General features: G+C 59.5%; 23 protein-coding genes and 2 pseudogenes. 12 read left to right on the top strand and 13 right to left on the bottom strand.

Annotation, left to right across the window (positions count from 1 at the left end; all coding sequences use genetic code 11):
* Positions 1-7: 7 nt before the first annotated feature.
* The 3 genes from trbB to NKH57_RS18445 all read right to left on the bottom strand — a co-directional run bounded on the left by trbB (position 8) and on the right by NKH57_RS18445 (position 3536).
* Entirely contained in the window at positions 8-976 is a 969-nt protein-coding gene (gene trbB, locus NKH57_RS18455) for a P-type conjugative transfer ATPase TrbB (protein WP_023692455.1), read from the bottom strand.
* Positions 973-1386 (bottom strand): CopG family transcriptional regulator, encoded by a 414-nt coding sequence (locus NKH57_RS18450; RefSeq protein ID WP_023692456.1) that lies wholly within the window; start codon positions 1384-1386, stop codon positions 973-975. The genes trbB and NKH57_RS18450 overlap by 4 nt, the downstream gene beginning before the upstream one ends.
* A gap of 119 nt (positions 1387-1505) precedes the next feature.
* Entirely contained in the window at positions 1506-3536 is a 2031-nt protein-coding gene (locus NKH57_RS18445) for a conjugal transfer protein TraG (RefSeq protein WP_352945935.1), read from the bottom strand.
* A 308-nt stretch (positions 3537-3844) separates the two neighbouring features.
* Here NKH57_RS18445 and NKH57_RS18440 point away from each other — a divergent pair, with 308 nt between their 5' ends.
* From NKH57_RS18440 to NKH57_RS18430, 3 genes are all read left to right on the top strand, one after another.
* A complete protein-coding gene (locus tag NKH57_RS18440; RefSeq protein WP_352945924.1) occupies positions 3845-4753 on the top strand; it encodes a tyrosine-type recombinase/integrase in 909 nt (302 codons plus the stop codon).
* 2 nt (positions 4754-4755) lie between these two features.
* Positions 4756-5949, top strand: coding sequence for an IS91 family transposase (locus NKH57_RS18435; protein ID WP_352945921.1), 1194 nt, complete (start codon positions 4756-4758; stop codon positions 5947-5949).
* Positions 5950-6467: 518 nt separating this feature from the next.
* The gene (locus tag NKH57_RS18430; RefSeq protein ID WP_352945932.1) at positions 6468-8987 is read left to right on the top strand and encodes a DEAD/DEAH box helicase family protein; all 2520 of its coding nucleotides are present in this window, start codon (positions 6468-6470) and stop codon (positions 8985-8987) included.
* 100 nt (positions 8988-9087) lie between these two features.
* On the opposite strand, the gene NKH57_RS18425 is transcribed toward NKH57_RS18430, so the two are convergent.
* Both NKH57_RS18425 and NKH57_RS18420 read right to left on the bottom strand, forming a co-directional pair.
* Positions 9088-10536 (bottom strand): argonaute/piwi family protein, encoded by a 1449-nt coding sequence (locus NKH57_RS18425; RefSeq protein WP_352514705.1) that lies wholly within the window; start codon positions 10534-10536, stop codon positions 9088-9090.
* On the bottom strand, positions 10533-11876 hold the full coding sequence (locus tag NKH57_RS18420) for a DUF4365 domain-containing protein (RefSeq protein ID WP_352514706.1): 1344 nt from the start codon (positions 11874-11876) through the stop codon (positions 10533-10535). The genes NKH57_RS18425 and NKH57_RS18420 overlap by 4 nt, the downstream gene beginning before the upstream one ends.
* A gap of 349 nt (positions 11877-12225) precedes the next feature.
* On the opposite strand from NKH57_RS18420, the gene NKH57_RS18415 reads away from it, so the two are divergent.
* From NKH57_RS18415 to NKH57_RS18400, 4 genes are all read left to right on the top strand, one after another.
* Positions 12226-13068, top strand: a complete 843-nt coding sequence (locus tag NKH57_RS18415) for a hypothetical protein (protein WP_352945927.1) — start codon at positions 12226-12228, stop codon at positions 13066-13068.
* Entirely contained in the window at positions 13065-13523 is a 459-nt protein-coding gene (locus NKH57_RS18410; RefSeq protein ID WP_352514708.1) for a hypothetical protein, read from the top strand. The genes NKH57_RS18415 and NKH57_RS18410 overlap by 4 nt, the downstream gene beginning before the upstream one ends.
* 394 nt (positions 13524-13917) lie before the next feature.
* Positions 13918-14826 (top strand): tyrosine-type recombinase/integrase, encoded by a 909-nt coding sequence (locus tag NKH57_RS18405; RefSeq protein WP_352945924.1) that lies wholly within the window; start codon positions 13918-13920, stop codon positions 14824-14826.
* Positions 14827-14828: 2 nt separating this feature from the next.
* The gene (locus NKH57_RS18400; RefSeq protein WP_352945921.1) at positions 14829-16022 is read left to right on the top strand and encodes an IS91 family transposase; all 1194 of its coding nucleotides are present in this window, start codon (positions 14829-14831) and stop codon (positions 16020-16022) included.
* Between the two features lie 523 nt (positions 16023-16545).
* Here NKH57_RS18400 and NKH57_RS18395 read toward each other — a convergent pair.
* The gene (locus NKH57_RS18395) at positions 16546-18276 is read right to left on the bottom strand and encodes a DNA methyltransferase (RefSeq protein ID WP_352945918.1); all 1731 of its coding nucleotides are present in this window, start codon (positions 18274-18276) and stop codon (positions 16546-16548) included.
* Positions 18277-18507: 231 nt separating this feature from the next.
* On the opposite strand from NKH57_RS18395, the gene NKH57_RS18390 reads away from it, so the two are divergent.
* The 4 genes from NKH57_RS18390 to NKH57_RS18375 all read left to right on the top strand — a co-directional run bounded on the left by NKH57_RS18390 (position 18508) and on the right by NKH57_RS18375 (position 20723).
* A complete protein-coding gene (locus NKH57_RS18390; protein ID WP_502897181.1) occupies positions 18508-18783 on the top strand; it encodes a sunset domain-containing protein in 276 nt (91 codons plus the stop codon).
* A gap of 489 nt (positions 18784-19272) precedes the next feature.
* Positions 19273-20154 carry an SMODS domain-containing nucleotidyltransferase gene (locus NKH57_RS18385; RefSeq protein ID WP_352945915.1) on the top strand — a complete coding sequence of 294 codons (882 nt, stop codon included), beginning with the start codon at positions 19273-19275 and terminating at the stop codon, positions 20152-20154.
* 25 nt (positions 20155-20179) lie between these two features.
* Positions 20180-20533 carry an SLATT domain-containing protein gene (locus NKH57_RS18380; protein ID WP_352945912.1) on the top strand — a complete coding sequence of 118 codons (354 nt, stop codon included), beginning with the start codon at positions 20180-20182 and terminating at the stop codon, positions 20531-20533.
* Positions 20523-20723: a hypothetical protein gene (locus NKH57_RS18375; protein WP_352945909.1), complete on the top strand. Its 201-nt coding sequence runs from the start codon at positions 20523-20525 to the stop codon at positions 20721-20723. Before NKH57_RS18380 ends, NKH57_RS18375 begins: the two co-directional genes overlap by 11 nt.
* A gap of 274 nt (positions 20724-20997) precedes the next feature.
* On the opposite strand, the gene NKH57_RS18370 is transcribed toward NKH57_RS18375, so the two are convergent.
* The 7 genes and pseudogenes from NKH57_RS18370 to NKH57_RS18340 all read right to left on the bottom strand — a co-directional run bounded on the left by NKH57_RS18370 (position 20998) and on the right by NKH57_RS18340 (position 26053).
* Entirely contained in the window at positions 20998-21741 is a 744-nt protein-coding gene (locus tag NKH57_RS18370; RefSeq protein ID WP_352945906.1) for a hypothetical protein, read from the bottom strand.
* 277 nt (positions 21742-22018) lie between these two features.
* Positions 22019-22132, bottom strand: a pseudogene (locus NKH57_RS18365) (integrase); the annotation flags it as partial.
* A gap of 71 nt (positions 22133-22203) precedes the next feature.
* Entirely contained in the window at positions 22204-23775 is a 1572-nt protein-coding gene (gene tnpC, locus NKH57_RS18360) for an IS66 family transposase (protein WP_352945903.1), read from the bottom strand.
* A gap of 54 nt (positions 23776-23829) precedes the next feature.
* A complete protein-coding gene (tnpB, locus tag NKH57_RS18355; RefSeq protein WP_023762979.1) occupies positions 23830-24183 on the bottom strand; it encodes an IS66 family insertion sequence element accessory protein TnpB in 354 nt (117 codons plus the stop codon).
* On the bottom strand, positions 24164-24637 hold the full coding sequence (gene tnpA, locus NKH57_RS18350) for an IS66-like element accessory protein TnpA (RefSeq protein WP_352945900.1): 474 nt from the start codon (positions 24635-24637) through the stop codon (positions 24164-24166). Before tnpA ends, tnpB begins: the two co-directional genes overlap by 20 nt.
* Positions 24638-24717: 80 nt before the next feature.
* Positions 24718-25235 (bottom strand): annotated as a pseudogene (locus NKH57_RS18345) (tyrosine-type recombinase/integrase); the annotation flags it as partial.
* A 278-nt stretch (positions 25236-25513) separates the two neighbouring features.
* Complete coding sequence (locus tag NKH57_RS18340; protein WP_352945898.1) at positions 25514-26053, bottom strand: hypothetical protein; 540 nt, start codon at positions 26051-26053, stop codon at positions 25514-25516.
* A gap of 20 nt (positions 26054-26073) precedes the next feature.
* Here NKH57_RS18340 and NKH57_RS18335 point away from each other — a divergent pair, with 20 nt between their 5' ends.
* The gene (locus NKH57_RS18335; RefSeq protein ID WP_352945896.1) at positions 26074-26604 is read left to right on the top strand and encodes a hypothetical protein; all 531 of its coding nucleotides are present in this window, start codon (positions 26074-26076) and stop codon (positions 26602-26604) included.
* The last annotated feature ends 53 nt before the right edge of the window (positions 26605-26657 follow it).

Here is a 26657-nt window from a genome sequence, read left to right as displayed (position 1 = left end):
TGACCTTTCAGAGCTGCTGGAGTTGCGGAAGTGTGAGCGGGGTGACGGCGTAATCGCCGCTGCCGTCGAGACCCGTGACCTCGGCGATCGCGTCAACGCGGCGCGCGGGTCCTCTTCCGGCAATAAAGATGACCAAGTCGACGGCATCGGCGATCAGCCGGCGGGGAACGGTGACAACGGCTTCCTGGGCGAGCTGCTCAATACGATAGAGTGCGGAGCGTGCCGAATTGGCGTGAACCGTGGCAATGCCGCCGGGATGTCCGGTGTTCCATGCCTTCAGCATGTCGAGGGCTTCCGCGCCCCGCACTTCGCCGACGATGATGCGGTCGGGTCTAAGTCGCAGCGTCGAGCGCACGAGATCACCAAGCGTGACCGACCCCCGCCTCGTCCTCAAGGCAACACAGTCCTCGGCTGCGCATTGCAGCTCGCGGGTGTCCTCAATCAGGATCACCCGCTCATCGCATTCGGCGACTTCTGCCAACAGCGCATTCGCAAGCGTGGTCTTGCCCGACGACGTGCCGCCGGCGACCAGGATGTTGCGCCGCTCACGCACTGCCTTCCTCAGGGCATCAGCCTGCAGCGGGAGGATGATGCGATCGGCGACATAGTTGGCCAGCGTGTAGAGTTTTGCTGCCGGCTTGCGGATGGCAAAGCATGGCGCCAGCACGACCGGCGGTAGCAGACCCTCGAAGCGCTCGCCTGATGGCAATTCGGCACTGACAATCGGACTATCTGCATGCGCCTCGGCGCGTACATGGGAGGCGACGAGCCGGATGATGCGTTCCGCCTCGGAAGGATGCATATGCACGCCTGTATCGACCCGGCCTTCTCCCAACCGGTCGAGCCTCAGCGCGCCGTCGGGATTGACCATCACCTCGATGACGGTCGAATCGGAAAGGGCCTCGGTGATCGCGGCGCCCATGGCTGTGCGCAGCATGGCTCGGCGGCGGTGGTCGGCTGCGGGATGAGAGCTCATCCTTCGCCTCCATTGCCATTGCCGTTGCCAAGCGAGCGCTTCCCGGAGGCGATCTGGCGACCGACCTGCTCGACGAATTTGTCAAAGCGCTCTTGGGCAATCGCCTGTGTGGCCCGATCCGGGACCGGCGTGTGGGAATGAAGCGTGATCGAAAAGCGTATGAAGAGTGCGAGGCTCTCCAGGATCACCTCGACATCGGTTCGGATATGGTCGAGGTCGCGGGAAAGACGGTCGAGCCGCCTGCCATAACGATTGTCGAGTTCGTTCTCGCCACGCCGCTCGATGAAGGCCTCGACCGCTTTCGCGACGATCGCCGATTTTGTGGTCGACGGGTTGCGGCTGAGCGTTTCCAGCTTCTCGCTCAATTCGGGTTCGAGCAGAAACTGGTGGCGAATGCGATGGGGCTTCATGGGGCTCGTTCCGACTGGCCGGCGCTGATGCGCCGGCGGTGCGAACGAACATCGCCGATATCTGAAAAATCGCTTATGGGCGTTATCTACGCTGAGATACGCCTGAGCTGCGAAAGCGCTTAGAAGCCGGGGATGATGTCCTTGTCGTCGCCCCTTCCCTCGTTGATACCGTAGGCGGTGGCTGCGGTGGAAACCCGGTCCATGACGCGCTTGTCTGCGAGTGCCTCGGCGTCATCGTCCGCCAGATTGAAGAGGTCGTCTTGATCAGGCTCCTGAGAGACGACGACGTGTTCTTCAGGCAGGCCTGGATGACGCTGCTGTTGCACGCCGCCCTCTTCTTCGATTGCCTCGCCGGCGTTTTCGTCATCGGCAGCGAGACGGCGGTCAACACTGCGGACTAGTCCGCTCCAATCGTCGGGGCGCGACGCAGGACAGTCCGCGTACAGACCGTCGCGCAACACCGGCGCCGGCAGCACCCGTTCGGTGAAATTCGGATCCTGATAATAACGCAACTTCTGGGCGCGGATCGGCGGCAACCCCGAAACAAGGATTAATTCGTCAGCTTGCGGCAACTGCAGCACCTCGCCAGGCGTCAGCAGCGGGCGAGCGGTCTCCTGGCGACTGACCATGACGTGCGAGAGCCAGGGCGCCAGCCGGTGGCCGGCGTAGTTGCGCATGGACCTGAGTTCCGTCGCCGTACCGAGCGCATCCGAGATGCGTTTGGCCGTGCGCTCGTCGTTGGAGGAAAAGGCAATGCGCACATGGCAATTGTCGAGAATGGCGTTGTTCTCGCCATAGGCTTTGGAGATCTGGTTCAAGGATTGCGCGATCAGATAGGCGCGGATGCCGTAACCCGCCATGAAGGCGAGCGCGGTCTCGAAGAAGTCGAGGCGGCCAAGAGCCGGAAATTCGTCCAGCATCATGAGCAGTTGGTACTTGCGGCTCTTCTTCGGGTCACCTTCCAGCCGCTCCGTCAGTCGCCTGCCGATCTGATTGAGCACCAGTCGCACCAGTGGCTTGGTGCGCGAGATATCCGATGGCGGCACCACTAGATAGAGCGACATCGGTCGTTCCGCATCCATGAGGTCGGCAATGCGCCAGTCGCAGGCCGATGTTGCCGCGGCCACGGTCGGATCACGATAGAGACCGAGAAACGACATGGCGGTCGAGAGAACGCCTGAGCGCTCGTTCTCTGATTTGTTAAGCACCTCGCGAGCCGCTGAGGCCACGACGGGATGGACCCGAGGTTTGTCCGCCGTGCCGAGGTGGTTGGTGGTCATCATCCGCAGCAGTGTCGTGGCAGACGAGCGTTGCGGATCCGACAGGAAAGTGGCGACGCGGGCGAGCGTCTTTTCTTCTTCCGCGTAGAGCACGTGCAAGATGGCCCCGACCAAGAGTGAATGACTAGTCTTCTCCCAATGATTCCGCCGCTCCAGCGCGCCTTCCGGATCGACGAGAATGTCCGCGATGTTCTGAACGTCGCGGACCTCATCTGAACCCCTGCGCACTTCCAGCAGCGGGTTATAGCGCGCCGATCTCGAGTCGGTCGGATTGAACAGGAGGCAGAAAGAGAACTTCGACCGCCAGCCGGAAGTCAGCTGCCAGTTCTCGCCTTTGATGTCGTGAATGACGGCCGAGCCGGTCCAGGAAAGAAGCGTTGGAACGACCAATCCCACGCCCTTGCCCGAACGTGTCGGCGCAAAGGCCATGACATGTTCCGGCCCGTCATGTCGCAGATAGTGATCCTTCAGTTTGCCAAGGAAAACGCCGGCCGGCTCAAACAGGCCTGCCTTCTCGATTTCCCGAGCCGCGGCCCATCGTGAGGAACCGTAGGTGGTGACCAACCCCCTCTGCCGCGCGCGCCAGAGGGAGCCAGCTATTGCGGCCGCACACCCCAAGAATCCGCTGGCTCCGGCAAGCATGCCGGCCTTGTCGAAGACCTCAGGCGCATAGGCGTCGAAGTGAAACCACCATTCGAACAGTTTCCACGGCTTGTAGATCGGCCGGGCCGCCGCGGCAAACCATGGCGCGCCAAGCTGCGGCTGATAGTCCAGCATGTGGGCGCACCATTGCGTTGCCGCCCATACGCCAACGATGACGATGGCGAACACAACTACGATCTGGCCGACAAGGAGCTTCGTCGGTGTCACGGGCACAGCCTCCACTGTTTAGTAGTAGATGGAAGCAGCATGACGTGACGTTTCAGAATATCGAAGATACCCAATATACGCGCCCGTGCGATGCAGTGAACGTTGCAGGCTTGGAAGACTGGGGCGCCAAGAAGTGTCATCGCGAAGGGCGACGAGCGAATGACTTGTATGGGGCCGGAGAACGAACCCGCTGCGCGGGATGGGCGCCCGCGGTTGAGGTTGAGATCAAGAACCGGTCGTTGCGCCTGCGTTGAGCGGGGTTCGGCAGGGGCAGAGCATCACAGGCTTCTTCAACAAGGAGCCTGACCATGCCCTATCCTGTTCTTGATGCACCTATCAGTCCACTTCGTCAGCGGCTGATCGACGACATGAACATGCGGCGTTTCTCACAGGAGACTCAGCGCAACTATCTCCGCGACATCGGACGCCTGGCGACGTTCCTCGGGCGTTCACCAGACACAGCGACCACTGACGACCTGCGCCGGTTCCAGATCGAGCAGCAGGACGACGGTGTTCCCGTGCCGACGATGAACAGCATCGTGTCGGCGCTGCGCTTCTTCTTCACGCATACGGTCGATCGTCCCGATCTGGCGCGCAAGCTCGTTCGTCTGGCGCACCCGCGCAAACTGCCGGTGGTGCTGAGCCGCGACGAGGTCGCCCGGCTGCTCAACGCCACCACCTGCCTCAAGCACCAGGCCGCGCTGTCGGTCGCTTATGGCGCGGGCCTGCGCGTGGCGGAGGTGTCGACGCTGAAGGTCGCCGACGTCGACAGCGAGCGCATGCTGCTGCGCGTCGAGCGCGGCAAGGGCGGGCGATACCGCAACGCCATGCTGTCGCAAGACCTGCTCTTGTTGCTGCGCCAGTGGTGGAAGGTCGGACGCCAGCAGGGCGTGATGCATCGCGACGGCTGGCTGTTTCCTGGGCAGCATGCGATGAAGCCCATCAGCACCCGCCAGCTCTATCGCGTGGTCGTCGAGGCAGCGCAGGCGGCCGACATCGCCAAGCGGGTCGGGCCGCACACGCTGCGCCACAGCTTCGCCACCCACCTGCTGGAGGACGGCACCGACATCCGGATCATCCAGGTCCTGCTCGGGCATGCCAAGCTCAACAACACCGCCTTCTACACCAAGGTTGCAACCCGCACGGTGCGCACCGTCACGAGCCCGCTCGACAAGCTTGGCCTGTTCAAGCCGGAAGAGATCTCACCCGACGGCTGAGCGTGCGCGCCTCGATCGAGGTCGCCGACATCTTCCGTGCTGCCGGGCCCGCCTACCGGGCCGCCCATACCGGGCACCTGAGCCTCGCCCAGCTCAAGGTCATGTCGGCGATCGAGCACTGCCGCACCGCGGCCCTTGGCGGTCACGTCGAGGCCTGCGAGGACTGCGGCCAGTGGCGCATCGCCTACAACTCCTGCCGCAACCGGCACTGTCCGAAGTGCCAGGGTGCCACGGCGCGGACATGGCTTGCCGAGCGCGAGGCCGACCTGCTGCCGGTCGGCTACTTCCACGTTGTCTTCACGCTCCCGGCCGAGGTCGCCGACATCGCCTTCCACAACAAGGCGGCGGTCTACGACCTGCTGTTCCGTGCGGCATCGGAGACGATGCTGACGATCGCGGCAGATCCGAAGCATCTCGGGGCGCGCATCGGCATCACCGCAGTGCTCCATACCTGGGGCTCGGCGATGGCACACCATCCGCACGTGCACATGATCGTGCCGGGCGGTGGCATCGCGCCGGACGGAAGCCGGTGGATGTCGTCGCGTCCGGCCTTCCTGCTGCCGGTGCGCGTGCTCGGCAAGCTGTTCCGCCGCCTGTTCCTCTCCCGGTTGGTCGCGCTGCACGACGCTGGCCGGCTCGCCTTCTTCGGCGCAATTGCTCATCTCGCGGAACGGCGGGCATTCCTGCGCCACCTGTCACTGGTCCGGAAGAAGCGCTGGGTGGTCTACGCCAAGGCGCCGTTCGCCGGGCCGGAGGCAGTGCTCGCCTATCTGTCGCGCTACACGCACCGGGTCGCCATCTCGAACCGCCGCCTCATCCGTTTCGACGAGGACGGCGTCACCTTCCACTACAAGGACTACCGTCGCAACGGCGCCGACCGGCAGCAGGTCATGACGCTCGCCATAGACGAGTTCATTCGCCGATTCCTGCTCCATGTCCTGCCGCGCGGCTTCCACCGCATCCGCCACTACGGCCTGCTTGCCGGCGGCTCCCGCAAGGACTGCCTCGCACTCGCCCGCCAACTGCTCGCGGCCGCGCCTCCCGCCACGAACGATCCATCGGCGGAACCAGATAACTTCCGTCCGCCATGCCCATGCTGCGGCGGCCGCATGATCGTCATCGAGGTGTTCGAACGGTGGAGGCAGCCGCGCGGACCGCCGAACGCACCGGGACCGGACCGGGGGAGCTGTCCATGACCCGGCATGGTATGGTCCAGCCTTCAGCCGCAGGCACTCAGCCTCCGGCAACGGATCGACGCGCGTCCATGGAGATCATCGAGGCCGACAGAGCCGAGTTGAGCCGCCCACCGTTCCGACAACACCGCGCGGAGGCGCAACGAAGCGGTCCGTCCGCATCAAACCCGCCGCTTCGCGGCGGCGGTCGCGCCATCGCCGACATCTGCCGAAAATCGAAATCCCCATAGCCATCGCCTGTGGCCCGCGGGTTCCTTCCTCGGGGACTTTCGTACGCCTGCCGGCGCCCGAAACTCTTCACGTCAGCGGACCGTCAGGTATCGGCTGGTTTTCCCAAGAAGCTGCCGTTCAGCGTCCGACCTCATTGTGGTCGTTCAGACCAAGCCGGCCGATTTCCCAAGCGGACGCCCGAGTCAGAAATTACTCTGGCTACAGAATTCGGATAGGCTGTTTACGATCGTGCTTGGCGCGTGTAATCCCGACATGGATGTTGATGTGTCTCCTCTTTTTTGTGATTGCAAATGGTCGACTTCAAGAAAAAGCTTGGCGGTAAAGTCGTCGAGAAACAGACGGATCCCGTCAAGCTTTACGACACTTTGGATCGCGAGGCGGACAAAGGCCCCTTGCGTCCGGCCCAGATTGCTGTGCTCACGAAATGGTTCGAGATCGACGCTGACAAGCGCGACTCGATCGTTAAGCTGCATACGGGCCAGGGCAAGACGCTGATCGGCCTCCTGATGCTGCAATCGCGTTTGAACGCCGGCCATGGACCAGTGATTTATATTTGCCCAAACAACTTCTTGGTCGACCAGACATGCGAGCAGGCACGCCAATTCGGAATACGGACGTGTACTTCGGAAGGCGATCTGCCAGAGGATTTCATCGACGGCCGGTCCATCTTAGTCACGTCAGTGCAGAAGGTCTTCAACGGCCTGACTAAGTTCGGACTCAACAAGCAGTCGGTACCAGTCGACACGATGTTGATGGACGACGCGCATGCCTGTTCGGACACGATCCGCAACCAGTGCCGAATTCACATCCCCCGCGAAGAGGAGGCCTACAGCCTTTTGAAGGCGCTGTTTTCCGCCGATCTAGAACAACAGGGCATGGGCACCTACGCCGACATAGAGAACGAGAAGCGAGACGCGTTCCTGCCGGTGCCTTACTGGGCGTGGATTCCACGGGAAGCCGAGGTGGCCGGCATCCTTTCGAAATATTCTGACCGCAAGTCGATCAAGTTCGCCTGGCCCTTGCTCAGAAACATTCTAACTCATTGCCAATGCGTCATTTCAGGAAATGCCGTCGAGATCGAGCCATACATCGCGCCGCTCGACGCTTTCGGTTCTTTCGACAAAGCCAGGCATCGCATCTTTATGTCCGCCACCGTCACCGACGACGCATTCCTCGTCAAAGGCTTACGGCTTTCGCCAGAAACGATAGCCAAACCGCTGACGTACGACGGGGAAAAGTGGTCGGGCGAAAAGATGGTGTTGTTGCCGTCGCTCATCCACGAGGATCTGGACCACGGCTTGATCGTCGAGAAATTTGCCAAGAGCGGGAAGAAGCGAACTTACGGACGAGTGGCGCTCGTGCCCAGCTTCGAAAAGGCGAAGCCTTGGGAAAGCGGTGGCGCCGTAGTCCCGAAGACTGAGACTATCGGCGCCGTGATCGACGCGCTTTCTCGAGGCGAATTCGAAGACACCGTCGTCCTCGTGAACCGCTATGACGGGATTGATCTACCGGACAAGACGTGCCGCGTCCTCGTCTTCGACTCAAAACCTTACGCCGAGAGCCTCACAGACCTCTACGAAGAGCAATGCCGTCCGCATAGCGCCGCGACCCTAATGCGTGCAGTGCGCACCGTTGAGCAGGGCATGGGTAGAAGCGTGCGCGGCGAGAAGGATTACTCGGTCGTCGTCGTCATCGGATCAGACCTCGTCAGACTGCTTCGGGATAAGTCTTCGCGTCGGTTTCTGTCGTCGCAAATGGCAACGCAGATCGAGATCGGCCTGGAAATCACCGATATGGCCAAGCAGGATATCGAGGACGGCATAGAGCCTTTGCAGGCCTTTGTCGATCTCGCGAGCAAATGTCTCAAGCGCGACGACGACTGGAAGGCGTTCTACGCCGAGCAAATGGAGAAGGTTTCAGTGGCCGGCTCCGATCAAACGGCTTTGAAGCTCTATAAATCTGAGTTGGATGCCGAACTGGCACATATAAGGGGCGACTACGCCGGTGCCGTTAAGATGGTTCAGGCCATCATCGATATGGGCGCCCTTGACGACGACGAGAAGGGTTGGCATCTGCAAACCCAGGCCCGTTACAACTTCTTGTCCAATCGCGCCGAAGCGGATGTTCTGCAGATCGCTGCCCACAAGCGCAACCGGCTCCTGCTTAAACCTGCGTCGGGTGTCACTGTCACTAAACTCACCGTGGTGAGCCAGGGCCGCGCAGAGCGCGTCAAGAAATGGATCGGAAACCACAACGATTATGCAGACCTCAATGTCGGGGTCACCGACATGCTGGGCAGACTGGTTTTCGGAACGAAGGCAGACAAGTTCGAGGCCGCGCTTAACGAGTTGAGCTTCGCTCTCGGTTTCGTCGGAGAGCGGCCGGACACAGAGTGGAAAGAGGGCCCCGACAACCTCTGGGCGTTGGACGACAGCCAGTACATCTTGTTCGAATGCAAAAGCGAAGTCGGCGTGACCCGCGCCGACATAAACAAGCGGGAAGCCGAGCAGATGAACCGGTCGAGCGCATGGTTCGACAAGCATTACAAGGATATGAAGGTCAAGCGTCTCATTGTCCATCCGGCCGGAAAGATCGAAAGCGCTGCGGCGTTCACCCATTACGTGGAAGGCGTCCGGGAGTCGGACCTCAAGAACCTGGTCAAAGCCACGCGCGAGTTCTTCAAGTCGTTCGAAAACCAGAACCTCGACGATCTCACCGCGACCCATATCCAAAAGGTCCTCGACGCCCACGGATTGTCGGTTCCCAACCTTCTCTCTAACTACTCCCGCAAGCTCAAAGACATGAAATGATCCGAGGGAGTGTGCTACGGCCGAGGCGGTACCACTCTGGACGAGTGATCGTCTCGTTAGCTAGTCCGCATGCACGTTGCCGTGCTTTGGGATCGGCAAGTTACATGTAGAAACTGTACCGGGGTGCTATCTCCTGATCTTCACCGACGTATTTCAGAACTTCCCCCACTTGCCGGGCGGCTGCGATCGTGATGGGGAGCCCGTTGTCGAACTGAGTGTTGTTCCAGTTCATTTTTGTCAGTGCCAGGGTCTCGTGGGCTATGTGCTGGAGAGGCTGGCCGAGAACCTGACAGCGAAGTAGAAGCGGCCTTGGGATGTACATTCCAGGGTACGTTCGGAAAAACTCGACACTGCCTTTAGTATAGAGCAGCGCCTGGTCTTTATCGATCCGCAGTAAGCTACCCCTGAGCGGCGGATAAACGCCGAGTCGGTAGAGACGGGTCATCGACTTCCGAATCCAAATAAAGTCTGCGTAGTCGATATCTCGCTCGTCTATTGCTTTGTGAAAGCCATCCAGTTCGTTGCGGTCAAACTTCGATGTCTTGTGAAGGACCACCCGCGCCGGGTAGTGATCATGCTGTTTGCGGAACACCTTCAGAGAGTCCCGGAGAAGGGTATACGCGTCCTCCGCGGTTAGGTGGGGTGAGCGATCTTCTTCGCTTTCCACCATTCGGCCACCGCGGAGGATGAGGCCCTCGCCTCGTTCGTCGAACATCTGCGCTGTGCTGGTATGGACGTAGTCGCCATCGACAGACCTGTAAAAGCTCAATCCAACGAACGACGTCCTACGTTCACGTGCATCACGCGCAAGGCGCCAGGGCAATCCGCCTGCCTTGTAGTAGATCGCAGTCACGAGGTTCCAAGCGATGGTTGCCGCATCCTGCGTACGCCGTTGGCTACTTTCCTTGAGCTTTCTCGAGATGCGGTACGACGGATCGTACGTCGTAGGCCAGATCAGCTGTATCGGGATACGGAACTGCATCGCGGCCGCTTTCAGCATGCCGCGGAAGTCTAGGTCTCCTCCCGCTTCAGTCTCATCCTTGTCCTCGTCAAGGGTCTCCCTCGCGTTCACCGTTCTCTCGATGATATCTACCGGCAGCGCTATCAATATCACATCTGGCTTTACCGTCTGCTCGGCCAGAACGGAGATCTCCTCGACCATGGATTCCACCACAGCCCGGGTGACCTCTCTCTGCCCGGGGATCGCGGCCAACCTTCCGATTTCTTTTGAAGGAAGGCTTCGCTGGAGTTCACTCGATGTGAAGAAGTCGCAGTGAAAGGTTTCATCGTTTCGAAGACCGGGAAACGCTGGAAAGAGGTTGGGCTGTCTGCTCGGCTTGGCCTCGAAACCTTCAGAGCAGGACTGCACCCACTTCGCGGTTCCTTCCAACGTTTCGGCGCTTCCGATGATTCCCAGTTTGATGCGCTTGGGTGCATTCTGTGCATTCAAGTCGAACGGACCGTAGTCCATAACACCGAAGCGAATATCGGTGTGTCGTAGCCCGCCTCCGAATTCCAACTCTGGCTCTGCTAGGTGAGATAGTCTCATTCGACCCCTTCCTGCATTTTGTCGAAGTCGAAGAGCGGCGAGGCGGAATTGGGTTCTTGCGATGCCCACAACCTATCGGGCACTCCTACCTCCAGTTCCATCGGGGCGGTTTCACGGAAGCGAAGGAACGGATAAGCTTCTGTAAGCAGATCTCCGCCGGCCCTGTGGGTGGTCAGGAACGCGCGCCACATAACAAACTGTCCCATCACAGCCGCGTTGTTCTCAAGCTCCTTGATTTTTTTGAGGTGTTCTCCCGACAGCAGGTCAGGCTCAAACCCATCTCTGGTGAAGTGATATGTGGGAGTGACCTCTGCGAACCACTTTTTAGCGTAACAAACGAACTGCGCACGGAAACCTGAGTGACGGAAATATGCTGGTTTGGCTGGGTTCGACCGCTGCCGGCCGTATGGGCCGACGACGCGCCGAGTGGTGGTGTTTTGTAGGCTCCGATACGGGTAGTTCAGTTTCTCGCGGTTCTTGGGCTTCGTGAAGAAAAGGACATTTGAGTCTCGATCCCTGTACAAGTTTGGTCGAGTGAATTCTCCGAGTGTGCGGTTCAAGAGTGCGGTGAAATCCCGAACGCGATCGTCGTCATCACTATCCGACCACTCGGACGTGTCGAACTCCTCGAGCGCGGTGGTGTCGCACACCTTGTTCCAGGGCCACTTGTCTAAGTCATGGAAGGATAGGACCGCGTTTTCTCTCACAATCCACTCAGAGGGTGCTTTGGCATCGAGACTGCGCAGAGCCGCACCGAATGATTTGTCGGAGCCGTGGTCCGTCGGTGCCCAGTAGATCGTGTTGGCGAAGTCCACCTCCAGCAGATTCAGTAGCAAGGATTCCTGAAGGCGTACGCTAGGACCTGTTGAGCCTGGACGGACAGAGGCTGCTACTGAAACGAGCGCGTTCTTAGCATCGACGTTGAATGCATCTTGCTGTTTGTCAAAGACGACTTTCTTGGACGAGAGGTTCTCAGCATTGCCAAACCAATCCTTGATGGATTTCCAATACGCCTTTCCATCCTGCAATTTGACGACGATCAGCAGGACGGGTGCCGTTCCGTGCATCCAGTACTGAATATCAGAATCCGTAACGGGAAACTCAAAGGAAGAATCCGTTTCCGCCTGCAACCGGCTGCGCTCGGTCGCCTTGCCTTGAACCTGAAGACTCAGATTGCTGACCACCCCGGTAGTGTCGTCACGCAACTCCACGTAACCGTCAATTCCAGCCTCGACACCGCCGGTCTCGTAGAACATAAAACCCATGCTCAATACGATCTGGCGGATATGGGCGATGCCTTTCTCGCCGATAATATCCGCTCGCCCAATCTTCTTCGACATGAACTCCCCCAAGACTTCCTGAGCCGAGAGAATCAACAGGAGTCGTCTACAAGACGATACGACGACCTTGGAAGTTCATCAATTTCGCGGGCGAACGCTCCTGACGAGCGAATTATCGACGCTGTGAGCCCCGTCACTGGAGCCAAATATCTTTTGGAGACGAACCATCAGCGCGGGGCGAGCGCGATCTTGAACGCTTCGACATCACCGGACTCGCCAGGGTGCACGCTGGCGGTGTTCGTCTCGGACAAGCTGGCACTCCGAATGTATTGAGTCCTATCTTCGCGGGGGGACGAGTTTGCGCTAACGTGGTGCTTGGGGGTGCCAATTGTTACAACCTCGATTATTGTTGAAGGATCACCGCAAGCTGGTTTTTGAGCCTGGCGGTTCCCGCCGCACTTTGCCCAATCTCCGTGAATCCGACATCCTGTCTGGCGGCGATGAAGGGCACTTAAAAATGCCCGATCAAAGGGAAGAGCAAACCAATGATCCGGGTTATGACTTCGCTTACAATGACCCGGACGGACAGTTCGTGGCAGTGCAGGTCAAGCTGGGCAGCGCGACCAAGACCGGCAGCGGCCCGGGGAAAACCCTGGAGAAGTGGGCTCGCTTTCCGTCCGACCGGGGGTACCCGTTCGATCGAACGGAACTCTGGCTTTTGGACCGAGCCAGTCTCACGCTGCAAATCTGGTCAGCGGGCAGGAACGAGCCTGACGCTCAATTTGGCTTGGCCGACGTGGTCGAGACCGGAGTTAATCCGGACATTTCCAACCGGCGATCGTCGCAGAAGTTTGATAGCGCGAGGGTGGAGGAGCGCGTAGCCCGATGGGTCGAGCAGGTTGAAGCGCTCTTCACCCAGATCGAGGAGTGGGTGGAACCGCACGGTTACTCGGTCGACCGGACGCAGACTGTTTCGATGAACGAAGAGATGATGCAGCGCTTTGCAGTGGCCGCCGTGAAGCTTCCCATGTTGCGGATACGAAAGGGGACGCGTGTCGCTGCAACAATTTTTCCTGTTGGTCTGTGGGTTATTGGCGCGAACGGCAGAGTCGACGTGCTCACGCACAGCGGCGGGGCGACGATCATAAACGCCAGCGACACGCCAAATGACCCAATCTGGATGATTTACTCCTCACCAAGCTCGAAGGCGGTGAGGCTTGACCAACAGCAGCTTATCGCAGCCATCAAATGAGAGAGCTAATTCTCGCAAGTCAACTGCATGCGCAGCTTGATACAGACTATGCGAGCAAACTGTTCCGCTCGACGGCACGCAATCACCAGCACGCCATAGCGCGATACACCGAACTTCGCCGTATCAACGATGGCGCATACTTTCTCATCATCTTCGGGACATTTGAGCGATACATCACCGACCGCGCAGATACGGCCGTAAAAGCCAGAACCGGGAAGCCGCTCTTTCGCCATAGGCGAGCATGGGAGACGCTCTTAAACGGGACAAAGCTACAAACCTCATTTTTGAATAGAGTGCGCGTGCTGCTCGATATGCGATCGCAAAACTTCACCAAGATCGCCGACTACTATGCCGTTCGCAATGATCTGGCGCATGAGGGCATAACAGCAAAGGTGTTTAGCATCCCCACCGTGGTTGCGGACCTTCAAACGGCGATAAATTCGCTCCGATCGTAGCTACGTCGCCATCCAGCACCGCGCTGAGTGGCAGGCGTTTAGTTTCGTTGACAAATCCTGCCTGCAAGACGCGGGGCCGCGGAACACAGCAAATGTGGATCGATGCGCCAGGCAGTTGGCCTGGTCTCCTGGTCTGCGTAATCCTGAAGTGTAGGGTTAAGCCTCCGTCCAAGCCCCTCCGCGGAACGTCGGCTTTTAGGTCAAAGCAAGTTTGCGGAAACGACCACCATGAGGCGCATTCTAGACAGGCAGCAATGGGACCGCAGAACGAACCCGCTGCGCGGGATGGGCGCCCGCGGTTGAGGTTGAGATCAAGAACCGGTCGTTGCGCCTGCGTTGAGCGGGGTTCGGCAGGGGCAGAGCATCACAGGCTTCTTCAACAAGGAGCCTGACCATGCCCTATCCTGTTCTTGATGCACCTATCAGTCCACTTCGTCAGCGGCTGATCGACGACATGAACATGCGGCGTTTCTCACAGGAGACTCAGCGCAACTATCTCCGCGACATCGGACGCCTGGCGACGTTCCTCGGGCGTTCACCAGACACAGCGACCACTGACGACCTGCGCCGGTTCCAGATCGAGCAGCAGGACGACGGTGTTCCCGTGCCGACGATGAACAGCATCGTGTCGGCGCTGCGCTTCTTCTTCACGCATACGGTCGATCGTCCCGATCTGGCGCGCAAGCTCGTTCGTCTGGCGCACCCGCGCAAACTGCCGGTGGTGCTGAGCCGCGACGAGGTCGCCCGGCTGCTCAACGCCACCACCTGCCTCAAGCACCAGGCCGCGCTGTCGGTCGCTTATGGCGCGGGCCTGCGCGTGGCGGAGGTGTCGACGCTGAAGGTCGCCGACGTCGACAGCGAGCGCATGCTGCTGCGCGTCGAGCGCGGCAAGGGCGGGCGATACCGCAACGCCATGCTGTCGCAAGACCTGCTCTTGTTGCTGCGCCAGTGGTGGAAGGTCGGACGCCAGCAGGGCGTGATGCATCGCGACGGCTGGCTGTTTCCTGGGCAGCATGCGATGAAGCCCATCAGCACCCGCCAGCTCTATCGCGTGGTCGTCGAGGCAGCGCAGGCGGCCGACATCGCCAAGCGGGTCGGGCCGCACACGCTGCGCCACAGCTTCGCCACCCACCTGCTGGAGGACGGCACCGACATCCGGATCATCCAGGTCCTGCTCGGGCATGCCAAGCTCAACAACACCGCCTTCTACACCAAGGTTGCAACCCGCACGGTGCGCACCGTCACGAGCCCGCTCGACAAGCTTGGCCTGTTCAAGCCGGAAGAGATCTCACCCGACGGCTGAGCGTGCGCGCCTCGATCGAGGTCGCCGACATCTTCCGTGCTGCCGGGCCCGCCTACCGGGCCGCCCATACCGGGCACCTGAGCCTCGCCCAGCTCAAGGTCATGTCGGCGATCGAGCACTGCCGCACCGCGGCCCTTGGCGGTCACGTCGAGGCCTGCGAGGACTGCGGCCAGTGGCGCATCGCCTACAACTCCTGCCGCAACCGGCACTGTCCGAAGTGCCAGGGTGCCACGGCGCGGACATGGCTTGCCGAGCGCGAGGCCGACCTGCTGCCGGTCGGCTACTTCCACGTTGTCTTCACGCTCCCGGCCGAGGTCGCCGACATCGCCTTCCACAACAAGGCGGCGGTCTACGACCTGCTGTTCCGTGCGGCATCGGAGACGATGCTGACGATCGCGGCAGATCCGAAGCATCTCGGGGCGCGCATCGGCATCACCGCAGTGCTCCATACCTGGGGCTCGGCGATGGCACACCATCCGCACGTGCACATGATCGTGCCGGGCGGTGGCATCGCGCCGGACGGAAGCCGGTGGATGTCGTCGCGTCCGGCCTTCCTGCTGCCGGTGCGCGTGCTCGGCAAGCTGTTCCGCCGCCTGTTCCTCTCCCGGTTGGTCGCGCTGCACGACGCTGGCCGGCTCGCCTTCTTCGGCGCAATTGCTCATCTCGCGGAACGGCGGGCATTCCTGCGCCACCTGTCACTGGTCCGGAAGAAGCGCTGGGTGGTCTACGCCAAGGCGCCGTTCGCCGGGCCGGAGGCAGTGCTCGCCTATCTGTCGCGCTACACGCACCGGGTCGCCATCTCGAACCGCCGCCTCATCCGTTTCGACGAGGACGGCGTCACCTTCCACTACAAGGACTACCGTCGCAACGGCGCCGACCGGCAGCAGGTCATGACGCTCGCCATAGACGAGTTCATTCGCCGATTCCTGCTCCATGTCCTGCCGCGCGGCTTCCACCGCATCCGCCACTACGGCCTGCTTGCCGGCGGCTCCCGCAAGGACTGCCTCGCACTCGCCCGCCAACTGCTCGCGGCCGCGCCTCCCGCCACGAACGATCCATCGGCGGAACCAGATAACTTCCGTCCGCCATGCCCATGCTGCGGCGGCCGCATGATCGTCATCGAGGTGTTCGAACGGTGGAGGCAGCCGCGCGGACCGCCGAACGCACCGGGACCGGACCGGGGGAGCTGTCCATGACCCGGCATGGTATGGTCCAGCCTTCAGCCGCAGGCACTCAGCCTCCGGCAACGGATCGACGCGCGTCCATGGAGATCATCGAGGCCGACAGAGCCGAGTTGAGCCGCCCACCGTTCCGACAACACCGCGCGGAGGCGCAACGAAGCGGTCCGTCCGCATCAAACCCGCCGCTTCGCGGCGGCGGTCGCGCCATCGCCGACATCTGCCGAAAATCGAAATCCCCATAGCCATCGCCTGTGGCCCGCGGGTTCCTTCCTCGGGGACTTTCGTACGCCTGCCGGCGCCCGAAACTCTTCACGTGACCCGACGGTCCGCTTTTTGGGGCGCCGTGGCGGATAGCCGCCTTTTCCGCATCAAACCCCCTTTCCGTCGCCAGCAGCAACGTGACGCCAATACAGCCCACCGATTGGGGTCAGGCATCTCTCACGATACCCTCAGCGTCTGTCGACTAGGCTTTTGCGGAGTTCCTTCGATTCTTCGAGGCGGTTTGTGACGTCCGACAGCGCCGCCGCGCCTTAAGACCCTATTTCTTGCGGGTATACGCCGACCTAGTGACTTCAATGTCAACCGCTCGAATCGGTCGATTGCCTTTGCGCTTGGGTTCTTCGCTTGCCCCGTCGATTGGGAAAAGCATCTCTGTCTGACCTTCAATCCGCTTGCGACCGCGTTTCGCGGGTGATGGTGGTGGCGCCATTGCTTCAGGCGGGTCTAACATGCCTGGGAGATGGACAGGGGAGTACTGGAACAACTGCTCGACCGTGACTATCTGAATTTTCGAGACTCTCTTCGAGGACGGGCCCACCTCACCCTCTGACGCCGCCTCTCGAACCATAGGTGCAGTCGGCGAGTATAGGCAGACAAGGACGCCAACCTCGGCCCCTTCGCGCTGAACCACTGATTTTAGCTTGTGAATGGCATCCACGCCGACGTGAAGACCGCCCTTAACCGATACCACTGCCCTATTGGGCTGTTCGATGCCAACCCGGTGATAGCGCACAATGCCATCAATACCGCCGTCCGCGCCGGGGCGATCTTTGGGGAGTCCCCCAAGCGTGAAGACCGCCCACTTTTGAAATTCCAGCCAATCACGAGCCGCTAGCGCCCTAGCGTCAGCAGCGTCCTTTGGTCGACCGTATAGCTTGTAGGTTCCTTTAATCGATGGTCCGAACGACTTCAGCAATCGTCCCTCAATCACATGAATGGCAAGGTATGTGACATCGATTCCGATCCATTGGCGTTTCAGGTCTTGAGCAGCTTCGATAGCGGTACCGCAGCCGCAGAATGGGTCGAGAATAATATCTCCCGGATTAGACGAAGACTGAATTATTCGCTTCAATAAAGCCAGGGGCTTCTGCGTCGAGTAACCAAGGCGCTCCTGCGCCTGAGAGTTGATCGGACGAATATTGTCCCAGTCGTCGCTGATGGGAACGCCGGGCATTTCGTCGAGGTAGCGCTTGAATTGGGGCACGGTGCCGGGTTTTGTTTGAATGATACGGCCTTCGGCAATTAGCTGCGCCATTTTTTGTTTCGAATAGCGCCAATACCGTGTGACCCCCATGACTTCGTAGCGGGCATTGCCTTTCGCCGCTCCCCCGGGCCCCGTGAGATTGTCGAGCCGATAGAGGCGCCCTTCTTTGTCAAGGTGGCGATATTTGGAAGCTATGTATTCTTTGTCGTATTCCGCGAACTGCTGATTGAAGATCTGTCGCTGTTTCGGGTCTTTGGCGTATCTAAGAATTATATCGCGCACTCTTGGGAAGTGAGTTGCGCCCTGGACATAGTCGGCTTTCGCGGTGGTTCGCCGCCAACTGATCTCATTGATGTAACTGCTTGTCCCGAAAATCGTGTCGAGTAGAATTTTCAGGTAGTGGCTCGCGGTGGGGTCGCAGTGAAGATATAGCGAACCGGTGGATTTCAGCACACGGCGCATTTCTATCAGGCGCACTGACATCATGGACAAATACGCCATCATATCGCTGCCCGAGAAAACCTTGTAGAAGGCGTCCAACAAAGCGCCCGCCTCTAGGTGGCGGCTCGCCGTTTCGTCTAACGCACGTTGCGCGTCTCTACCCCACCTCCAAGTATCTTCGAATGTATGAGACTGAGCCTTTGACGCGCCCCCTCGCACGGTCCCGTAGAGCACATTGTAATTTGCATTCGAATTGAACGGTGGATCGAGATAGATCAAATCAACCGACTCTGCCGGCATAGCCCGCAGCACATCCAAATTGTCGCCGAAATGAAGTTCGTTCATAGCGAAGCTCCCCGCCAACAGAGTTGCAGGTTCTGGTTAAGTATTTGAGAATTAGCTATTTATTTACGAAATAAGCCGTGCCCCTGGACTCTATTTCGTAGCAGTTGCATTCTCTCGGCGGGGGAGAGAGGGGCGTGGGCAAAGTCCAAAGTCATCAAGGAGCAAACCAAGCTGACCGTTGGCGAAAAGGCCTCCGGAAGCGGCTGTAGCCCATGGCGAGTGCTTATCTATCTGCTTCCGCTAGTCATAGTCCCTTTGGCCGTCGGCGTGACTTTGTTCCCGTCTTTCTTGGATAAGCTGGCCGTGACCCCTGCCGGTTTGATCGGCACAACCGGCGCGAGCTGCAACATCAAAGGCAACATTTCAATCAATACTGGTGAGCGGATTTATCACGTGCCGGGTCAAGAGCATTATTGGGAAACGAAGATCAGCCCGCAATATGGCGAGCGCTGGTTTTGCAGCGAGGCGGAAGCCGTAGCGGCCGGTTGGCGTAAGGCTAAGCGATAGATATCTCCATAGACGGCCAACACATCGTTGAATGAGATTTTGCTTCAGAATGACGGAATCTTTCACCGCAAGCGCTGGATGCCTGCGCTCGGCCGGTGTTTCAGGCGACCGGTCGGGTGCGTACCTGTCCTTCAGACAAACGGAGATGCCCTTCGGCCGTTTGAAGTTCAGGTCAGGAGCTTCTGTGACCGCCGAGCGAAGGGGCGAGCCTTCGAGGCAACCGACTGCATTGTGGACCTGGCCATTTTGACGTGATCGCGCGAAGACTTCCGGCTCTAGCAGTGTCACCATCGTGCTCATGGTCCACTCCGAATTCTGCGCGAGCTGGATATCCATTTGGGGGAAGGATATGTCCTGAGTGCTCGCCGCAGCTGGTAAGCATAAGGTTATGCCCGCCGCGTAATATTCTTGTTGAACGAATACCGAGGCTATTGCGCCGAAAGCTTAAAATTCGCATCTCCCGAAGAAGTTACCGTCGGGTGGATGGGGATGGGCGTATCTGACGAGTTCTACAATTTCCGAAATAATTACAATATCGGCACCGACCTGATCAGCTCGATCGGACAACGGTGTCGGCGCATCACCACGCGCCTCAATACAGACTTCTGGAGCACGGATTCCAGCTCCGCCCACAGCCTTTACGTCGGCTCTTACGGTCGCGACACCGCCGCGCGCGGAATCAGCGACCTCGATATCGGCTTCCAGATCCCCTATGCGGAATACGTCAAATACAACGCATATCAGGGCAACGGTCAGTCCGCGCTTCTCCAGGCCGTGAAAAACTCCCTGCTCAAAAGCTACGGCTCCAGCAAAGTCGGTGGCGACGGTCAGGTTGTCGTCATCTCTTTCACGGATGGGATTACGTTCGAAATCCTCCCCTATTTCAACAACACGGACGGTTCCTGGACTTTTGCCGATTCCAACGGGGGAGGTACCTGGCGAGAGTGCAATCCCCGGGCAGAGATGAATGCCGTCCAGATACGCAATACGGCCGTCAACGGCAACCTAAAAGCCCTCTGCCGCATGATGCGGGTGTGGAAAGACCACAATAGCGTTCCGATGACCGGAGCCCTGATCGACGCGCTCGCCTACCAATTCATCGAAACGTGGGGGAATCGCGATAAATCCTACGGCTATCATGACTACATGGCGCGGGATTTCCTGAAGTATCTCTACGATCTGGACCGAGAGAAAACTTACTGGCGTATGCCGGGAAGCGGCTCGTACGTCTACAAGACGGGAGTGTTCTGGTTGAAGGCGCTCACGGATTACAATATCGCCGTCGAGGCCTGCAACATGCAGACCGACGACAAGGCCGCACAGCGCCGCGCGAAATGGAGGACCGTCTTTGGCACAACCTTCCCAATTTGATCCGCGGTTCCAACTCGAGAGCCAAGTGCGTGAATGTTACGGCCGTTGCGCCTACACCCACAAGATCCACGAGAAGATGGCCGAGCGGCTTGCCGACCATCAATGGTATGCGAAGTGGTTCAACATCATCCTGTCCGCTCTCATCGCTGGCGGCGCGGTGACGACCGTTTTCAGAGCGCAGACGGGGCTTCTCCAATATGCGGAATACGCGACCGTCGTGCTGTCCATTCTCAGCCTGATCTACAACGCCTACCAGAAGGACCTAGACCCCGGTGCGCTCGCACAGCGTCATAGGGAAACCGCGTCCGACATCTGGAATGTCCGAGAATCTTACCTGAGCCTGATAACTGACGCGCTCAATTCGGGGCGTGCCAATTGACGACCTTCGGGCGCAGCGGGATGGCCTGCAGACCGACCTCCACGAAATCTATCGGGCTGCACCCTTTACGGACGGAAAGGCTTACAAGAGGGCACAGGATTCCTTGAAGGACAACGAGGAGCTTATGTTCTCCGACAAGGAAATCGACGACATGCTTCCCACTACGTTAAGGCGGTCGGGCAGGGCCTAGTGAGGCGCGTTGCCGACCGGCTGCTTGTAGCGACAAGCTGCCGTTCTGCTGCCGACCCCTTTGCCGCCGTTCGTAGTGCTTGCACTGCCGCCGGAAACCTGACGCTAGTTTAGTTCTGCCAAACAGCAAAGTTGGCGTAGCAAACAGAACGATGGCGCTCGGGCTTCGTCACGTTGTAGCTGACTTAACATCATGGCCGCGGCCACCTTCGAGACGAATGGAGCCTACCTGGTTTCTCTTGCCCCAAATGCCCCGACGACGAACGCGCCCTTTACTATTTGGCGCTTTGGGCGATGGCGGTATTCACCGCGCTCACCAAGAAATCGGCAGCGCTCAAGACCTTTGTTGCCCCACGCAGATCACCATATGAGTTAAGGCCATGCATCTCGGCATGCCGATTTGGGTTACTCAAAGCCAGCGCATCCGCCTCGGTGAAACAACTCGCGAACAGGTCCTCTGATATCAGACTGAACGCGGCAACAGATTCGATGGGCGGATAGAAGCCTGCCGGTAGCGCAGAGATGTAATCCTGGATCGCGGCAACTGCTTGCTTCTGATTCCGTGGGCTGGAACCATCGGCCAACACAACCATGCGACCAAAGCGCTCGAATTCTGGCATTAGCGTCCGCACCACAGACAAATAGCTGCCAGAACGATATGGAAGAAGAGCTTCATGCAAGGCACGACGAGCGAGATCATCGAAGGAATATGTTTGCAGGCGACGCTCGTATTCATCAGCTATCGTTGCCTTCTTCTCCTCGATCCAGGCGGAGATAAGCGCGGGCACGTCCCCTCCCGCTCTCTCAGCGTCCATCACCCTATACAGGAAGGAGGACGGCATCACGTCGAGACCGATCCAACCGGCGTCGGTGAATTTAGAACTAGCTGAGAAGGCGAGCGCGACAGGATCGAACACTTGAGTCTGCGCCACACTTGGATCGCGTCGGCGACCTCCGAGGTTGGCGGGTAGAATGTTGAAGGGCCAAAGGCCCGTATGTCTTGTTTCGTCGACTTCCATTACACCCTCATAATCCACCGACCAAAATTGTTCCCATCTTACTCGGGCTAATCACCGCAGACCAGAAGGTCCGCTTCTGAGATGCCGATGCTTTGTCTAAAGGGCAGAAATAGGCGGCGCGTGGCAGCCGAAGCTCATTCACTAAGTGAAAGTCAGCTTTCGCAGCGTAATCGCCCAAAACCTGCCAGTCGGCTTCCCACCTAATGATCGTCAGGGTCAACGAGATTTATCATCCGTCGAAGCGGTCATCCAGTGCAACGCGGATGACCGCTCAACGTCAGATTTCGGTCCGCTCCGCTAAAAGCAGAGCGTCCTCGACGTCGACACCAAGATATCGGACAGTGTTCTCAATCTTGGAATGACCGAGCAGTATCTGGATGGCGCGAATGTTGGTAAGCGCTCATTTCCCCGCACATTGACGGCCCTTGCAACAACTGATCGCTTTCAGACGGACGCGTCGGGTCAGGCTGCGGCGGCTTTGAGGAAGTTGAAGGGCAGCAGGTCCTCGATGGCTGCGTTCTCGGGGCGCTGAGGTAGTTCAGTGAGGACGCGGCGCAGCCACGCTAACGGCTCGACGCCACAGGCGCGGCAGGTCAACACCAAGCTGTAGATGACGGCGCTGGCCTTGGCTCCGTCGACAGTATCACTGAACAACCAACTCTTCCTGCCAGTTGCAAAAATCCTGATGTCACGCTCGAGAAGATTGTTGTCGATCGGCATGCTGCCGTCCTCGGTGTAACGAGTCAGATATCCCCATTGGTTCAGGGTGTAGGAGACGGCGTCGCCGAGCTTGCTGTCCGGCAAGACTTTTGGGGCGATGTCGTCGAGCCATGCCTTGAGAGCATGGAGGATGGGGACACTATGTTGCTGGCGGAAGCGGCGAATGCGGTCATCTCGCGTTTCGCCGTCATCGGGGATTTCGTTCCGCGCCTGCCTTTCAACCCGATAGAGCTGTTTGAAGAACCGGAGTGCCTGTTCCGGCGGGCCGCCGCCTTTCTTCCTCGCCTTTAGGGCATCGACGAAGCGCCGCCTCGAATGGGCCATGCAGCCAAGATGCGTTGCCCCTTCCAGCGTGCGCCAGGCGGAATAACCGTCACTCATCACTATGCCGCGGTAATCGCCGAGGAAGGTCTGCGGGTGTATCTGGCCGCGACCCGGCTGATAATCGAGCAGCACGATCGGCTCGTCACTGTCGTGGCCGCTCCGGTATGCCCACATGTACGAGGTGCTGGTGGCCTCTCTGTCCGTTTCCTTCAGCACCTGGACCGTGGTCTCGTCGCCATGGATAAGGGGCTGCGATCTGAGCCGCAGCTTCAGCACGTCATAGATGCGGGCGAGATGCTTTTCGCTCGAGCCGATCACCCAGTGGCCCAGAGCGCCACGGCTGACAGGAACACCCGCGCGCTCGAAGGCCTGCGCCAGGCGGTAGAGCGGTGTGCCGTCGACGTATTTGTGAACGAGCGCGAACGCCAGCGTCGAAGCCGTGGCGATGCTGCCCGGCAAGGGTTGCGCGGGCATCGGCGCGGTCACGACCGGCGTGTTGATGCCGGTACGCTCACAATGGCGGCAAGCATATTTGAACCGCACATTCTGCAGAACCTTCGCCTTCACCTCGATATGAAGTTGCTCGGTAACGGCCTCGCCCATGCGATGCATCTGGTGACGGCAGCAAGGACAAGCCTTCTGGTCGTCGGGAAGGTCATACTCGACACGCTCGCGCGGCAGGTTTTCCGGCAAGGCCTTGCGGCCGCGCTTCTTTCCCGTCGCCCCTTCGCTCGCCGGCAAGCCCGTGTCCGGCAGGACAACGACATCGCCATCTTCGCCGTCGGCGGCGTCCTCATCCGCAGCCTGTTCGGCTTCATTGAAGAGGCGGTCAATGTGCTTTTCGCTCTTCGGCGCAAAACGATGCAGTCGTGCAAGCGCCAGCTCTTCCTCGAGTTTGACGACGCGTTCGGCGAGGTGACGGTTCTGCGCCTGCAGCGCAGCAATACGCGCCATCAACTCTTCAACAGTCGGTTCGCCGGGTCGATTCATCAGATTCTTGAATCGAAAGCATGCCGGCGCGTCAACCGCTCAATTCGAGAGCCCTCAACCCGCAACCTGATATTGCCGCGCCGGATGGCGGACCATCGCATCGATGTCGATGCCGTCGAGGATCCAGTGCAATTGCTCGGTCGTAAGCGTGACAACCGCTGCCTCCCGGCGCGGCCACCTGAACCTGTCCTCGGTCAGCCGCTTCAGGACCAGCACAAAGCCCGAGCGATCGAAGAACAGGAGCTTCATCCGGTCGCGACGGCGATTGCAGAACGCAAAAACCGCCGGAGCAAACGGATCGAGCGCCATCGTCTCCTGGACCAGAACCGCAAGGCTGTTGATGCCGGCCCGGAAGTCGATCGGTTCGCGGTGCAGGTAGACTTTCAGGTCAGCGCCCAGTCTGAACATGACCCAGTGCTCCGATGGTCGCAGTCAACGCATCCAGATCACCGCATTCCAGCGTCAACGTCACGCCGTTCGGCAGCGACGCGCTCACCTTGGCTGGAGAGGAAAAAGGCGCTGTCCTTTTCGATGCCGACCTACGTGCCCCATCGCAAGTCCCCGGCAAATCCACCGCAGCCATGCTGCTCTGTCGCAGCAAGGCCCGATCGGAAGTGCTTTCAATCTGAACCGGAATGAACGCCGATGGTGGGGGCTGTGGGAGGGACTGGGTCTCCGCCCGCTTCTTTATCCACTTCCGAAGAAGGTTCGCATTGACCCCATGTTGGAGCGCGAGCCTCGATACCGACACGCCAGGCTCAAGGCAGGCCGAGACAAGACGGTCCTTCGATGCCGGGTCGTATGGGCGTCGCCCGTCCCGACCGACAAGCCTCACCCGCAGTTTCTGCTCATCTTCTTCCATCACAAGGTGTCCACCTATTTTGGTGGACACCTCATGCATCAGAGCACTCAAGAGCAAAAGGTGCGGGGAAATTCGCGCTTACGAATGTTGCCTGTCGCCTTGTAGATCATCGACGCTTTTGTGCGCCGGAGTGAGTGAGTGCCATACTCTTCTGGACGCAGGCCGATCGCAGCCGCCCACTCACCGACTAGGCGGGCGTAGTGCCTTGTGCTCATATGGTTCGTGTGATCGATCCGGCTTGGAAAGACATAGTTCTCGACAGAGCCGCCGCGCAAGCCAACAGGCTCGCTCGAACGTCGCTAGTAATTTCGAACTGGACGGGCCTTCCTGTCTTTTGCTGGACGACGATGGCGCGAGTCCTGACCTCCGGACCTGCTACGACATCGCGGATTCTAATCTTGACTAGGTCGCAGCGTCGAAGCTTGCTGTCGATCGCGAGATCGAACAAGGCTCGGTCCCGGAAGCGTCTCTCGCGATCAAGGAAGAAGCGGATTGCCCAGATCTGCTTCTGCGTAAGCGGACGCTTCATTCCTACCTGTTTGCCTGCGTTCCAAGCTGCGCGCTGCCGGCCAGCGTCGTCGTATTCAGAGTGACCCATATGACTTCTCCTCGGCCTTGATTGGCCATAGGAGAAACGGAGCTGCCAGCATCTCGGCTTGGGGGCCGGTGGCAGAATTGCAGCTTTCGGACATTTGAGACGGGAAGCTGCCGTTCGTTCCTGTAGCCGGTCAACTTAGCTCGCCGGTGCGGTGTCGCATGGCGACCACCTGATGTCGCGAGCCCTGACTAAGCTTAGCGGGACATGTCATCCCAGCTGGCCGGCCGAACCAATGACGATTCGACAATGATCTCGAGCATCCTCTTCCGCCCTCTCTCTCAAGGATCCCAATGAACCCCGGACAGCACACGGCCACCCTCCGGGAGGACCAGAAATGGCTCGGCGAGCGGCCGCTGGTTTGACCCGGTGATGCGCCGCCATTGCACGGTCTCGTCAAAGGCCCATGCCTCGTCGGGCGGGCTCTCGGGAACGAAATAGTGGCAGTAGACAAAGCGCAGCGGTTTTCCCTTTGCGTCGAACCGACCTGTGCTCGCCAGGATCTTCTCGTAACGCGCCTTTTCCACCTCATCGCCTTCCACGGCCTCGAACCCGATATGGACGATCGATTCTCTGTCGGCAGGAAGCTGGTCATGCGCCTCCGCAAGCTTACGCATCACGTCGCGGGCTTTCGCCCGGATTGAGATTCTTGAGCTGTTCTGCCAGCGAAGAAGGATTGCAAGGTCGCATTCGCCGATGAACCGGGGTGAATTCCCGGGTTGGAATCGGATGACCTGATTATAATTGGCGTGCCGGATATAGCGTCCCGTCAGGAGCTCGTGCAGCCTCGTACCCGCTGACAGCACGTCATCTGTTTCCAACACGCTGTTTCCAACACGCCTTGCAATGGGCCGAGGTCCATCTCCCCGATTACACCCTCGGAGATATCATCTTTCCACAGCAGCGAGGGGCGCTTTGTCGACAGCCATTCAACGATCGTGCCTATGAAATGGTCGGCGGGGATCTCGCTCGTCGGGACCTTGAAATCGACGTTACAGAAGGTGCTGATCTCCTGCTCAGCCAACAGGTGAGCCGCCGGTCCCCAGAGCTCGCGCATTCGGGTTCGCTCTCGGTCCCCGTACTCGCTCGTCTCCATGCGTTTGCATTCGACCGCGTACTGTCGACCCCCGAGTTCAACATCGAGGTCCCGGGAGCGTGCAACACCACGCTTCTCAGGCCGGAAGGAGACTTTCGCGCCCTGCCGGCAGTACGCTGCGGCCGTGAGCAACTCGAACAGCGTCCCATTCGGCTGGCTGCGCTCGGAACCGACCAACCTCTCCAGCCGCTCATTCACGCCATCCAGCTTTTCGAGAAGGGCGCGATTCCGCCCGATCGCTATCAGGACTGGAACGACCCGCGAGCCATACTGTGATTTTTCATGGAATGAGGACCCTGTTTGAGGGGTGATTTTCGTCCAAACGGGGG

Origin of the sequence: Mesorhizobium sp. M1050, from assembly GCF_040318715.1 — a bacterium.
Lineage (GTDB): Bacteria > Pseudomonadota > Alphaproteobacteria > Rhizobiales > Rhizobiaceae > Mesorhizobium.
The sequence above is the reverse complement of the archived record's forward strand: the minus strand, read 5'-3'. Positions and strand labels throughout refer to the sequence as shown.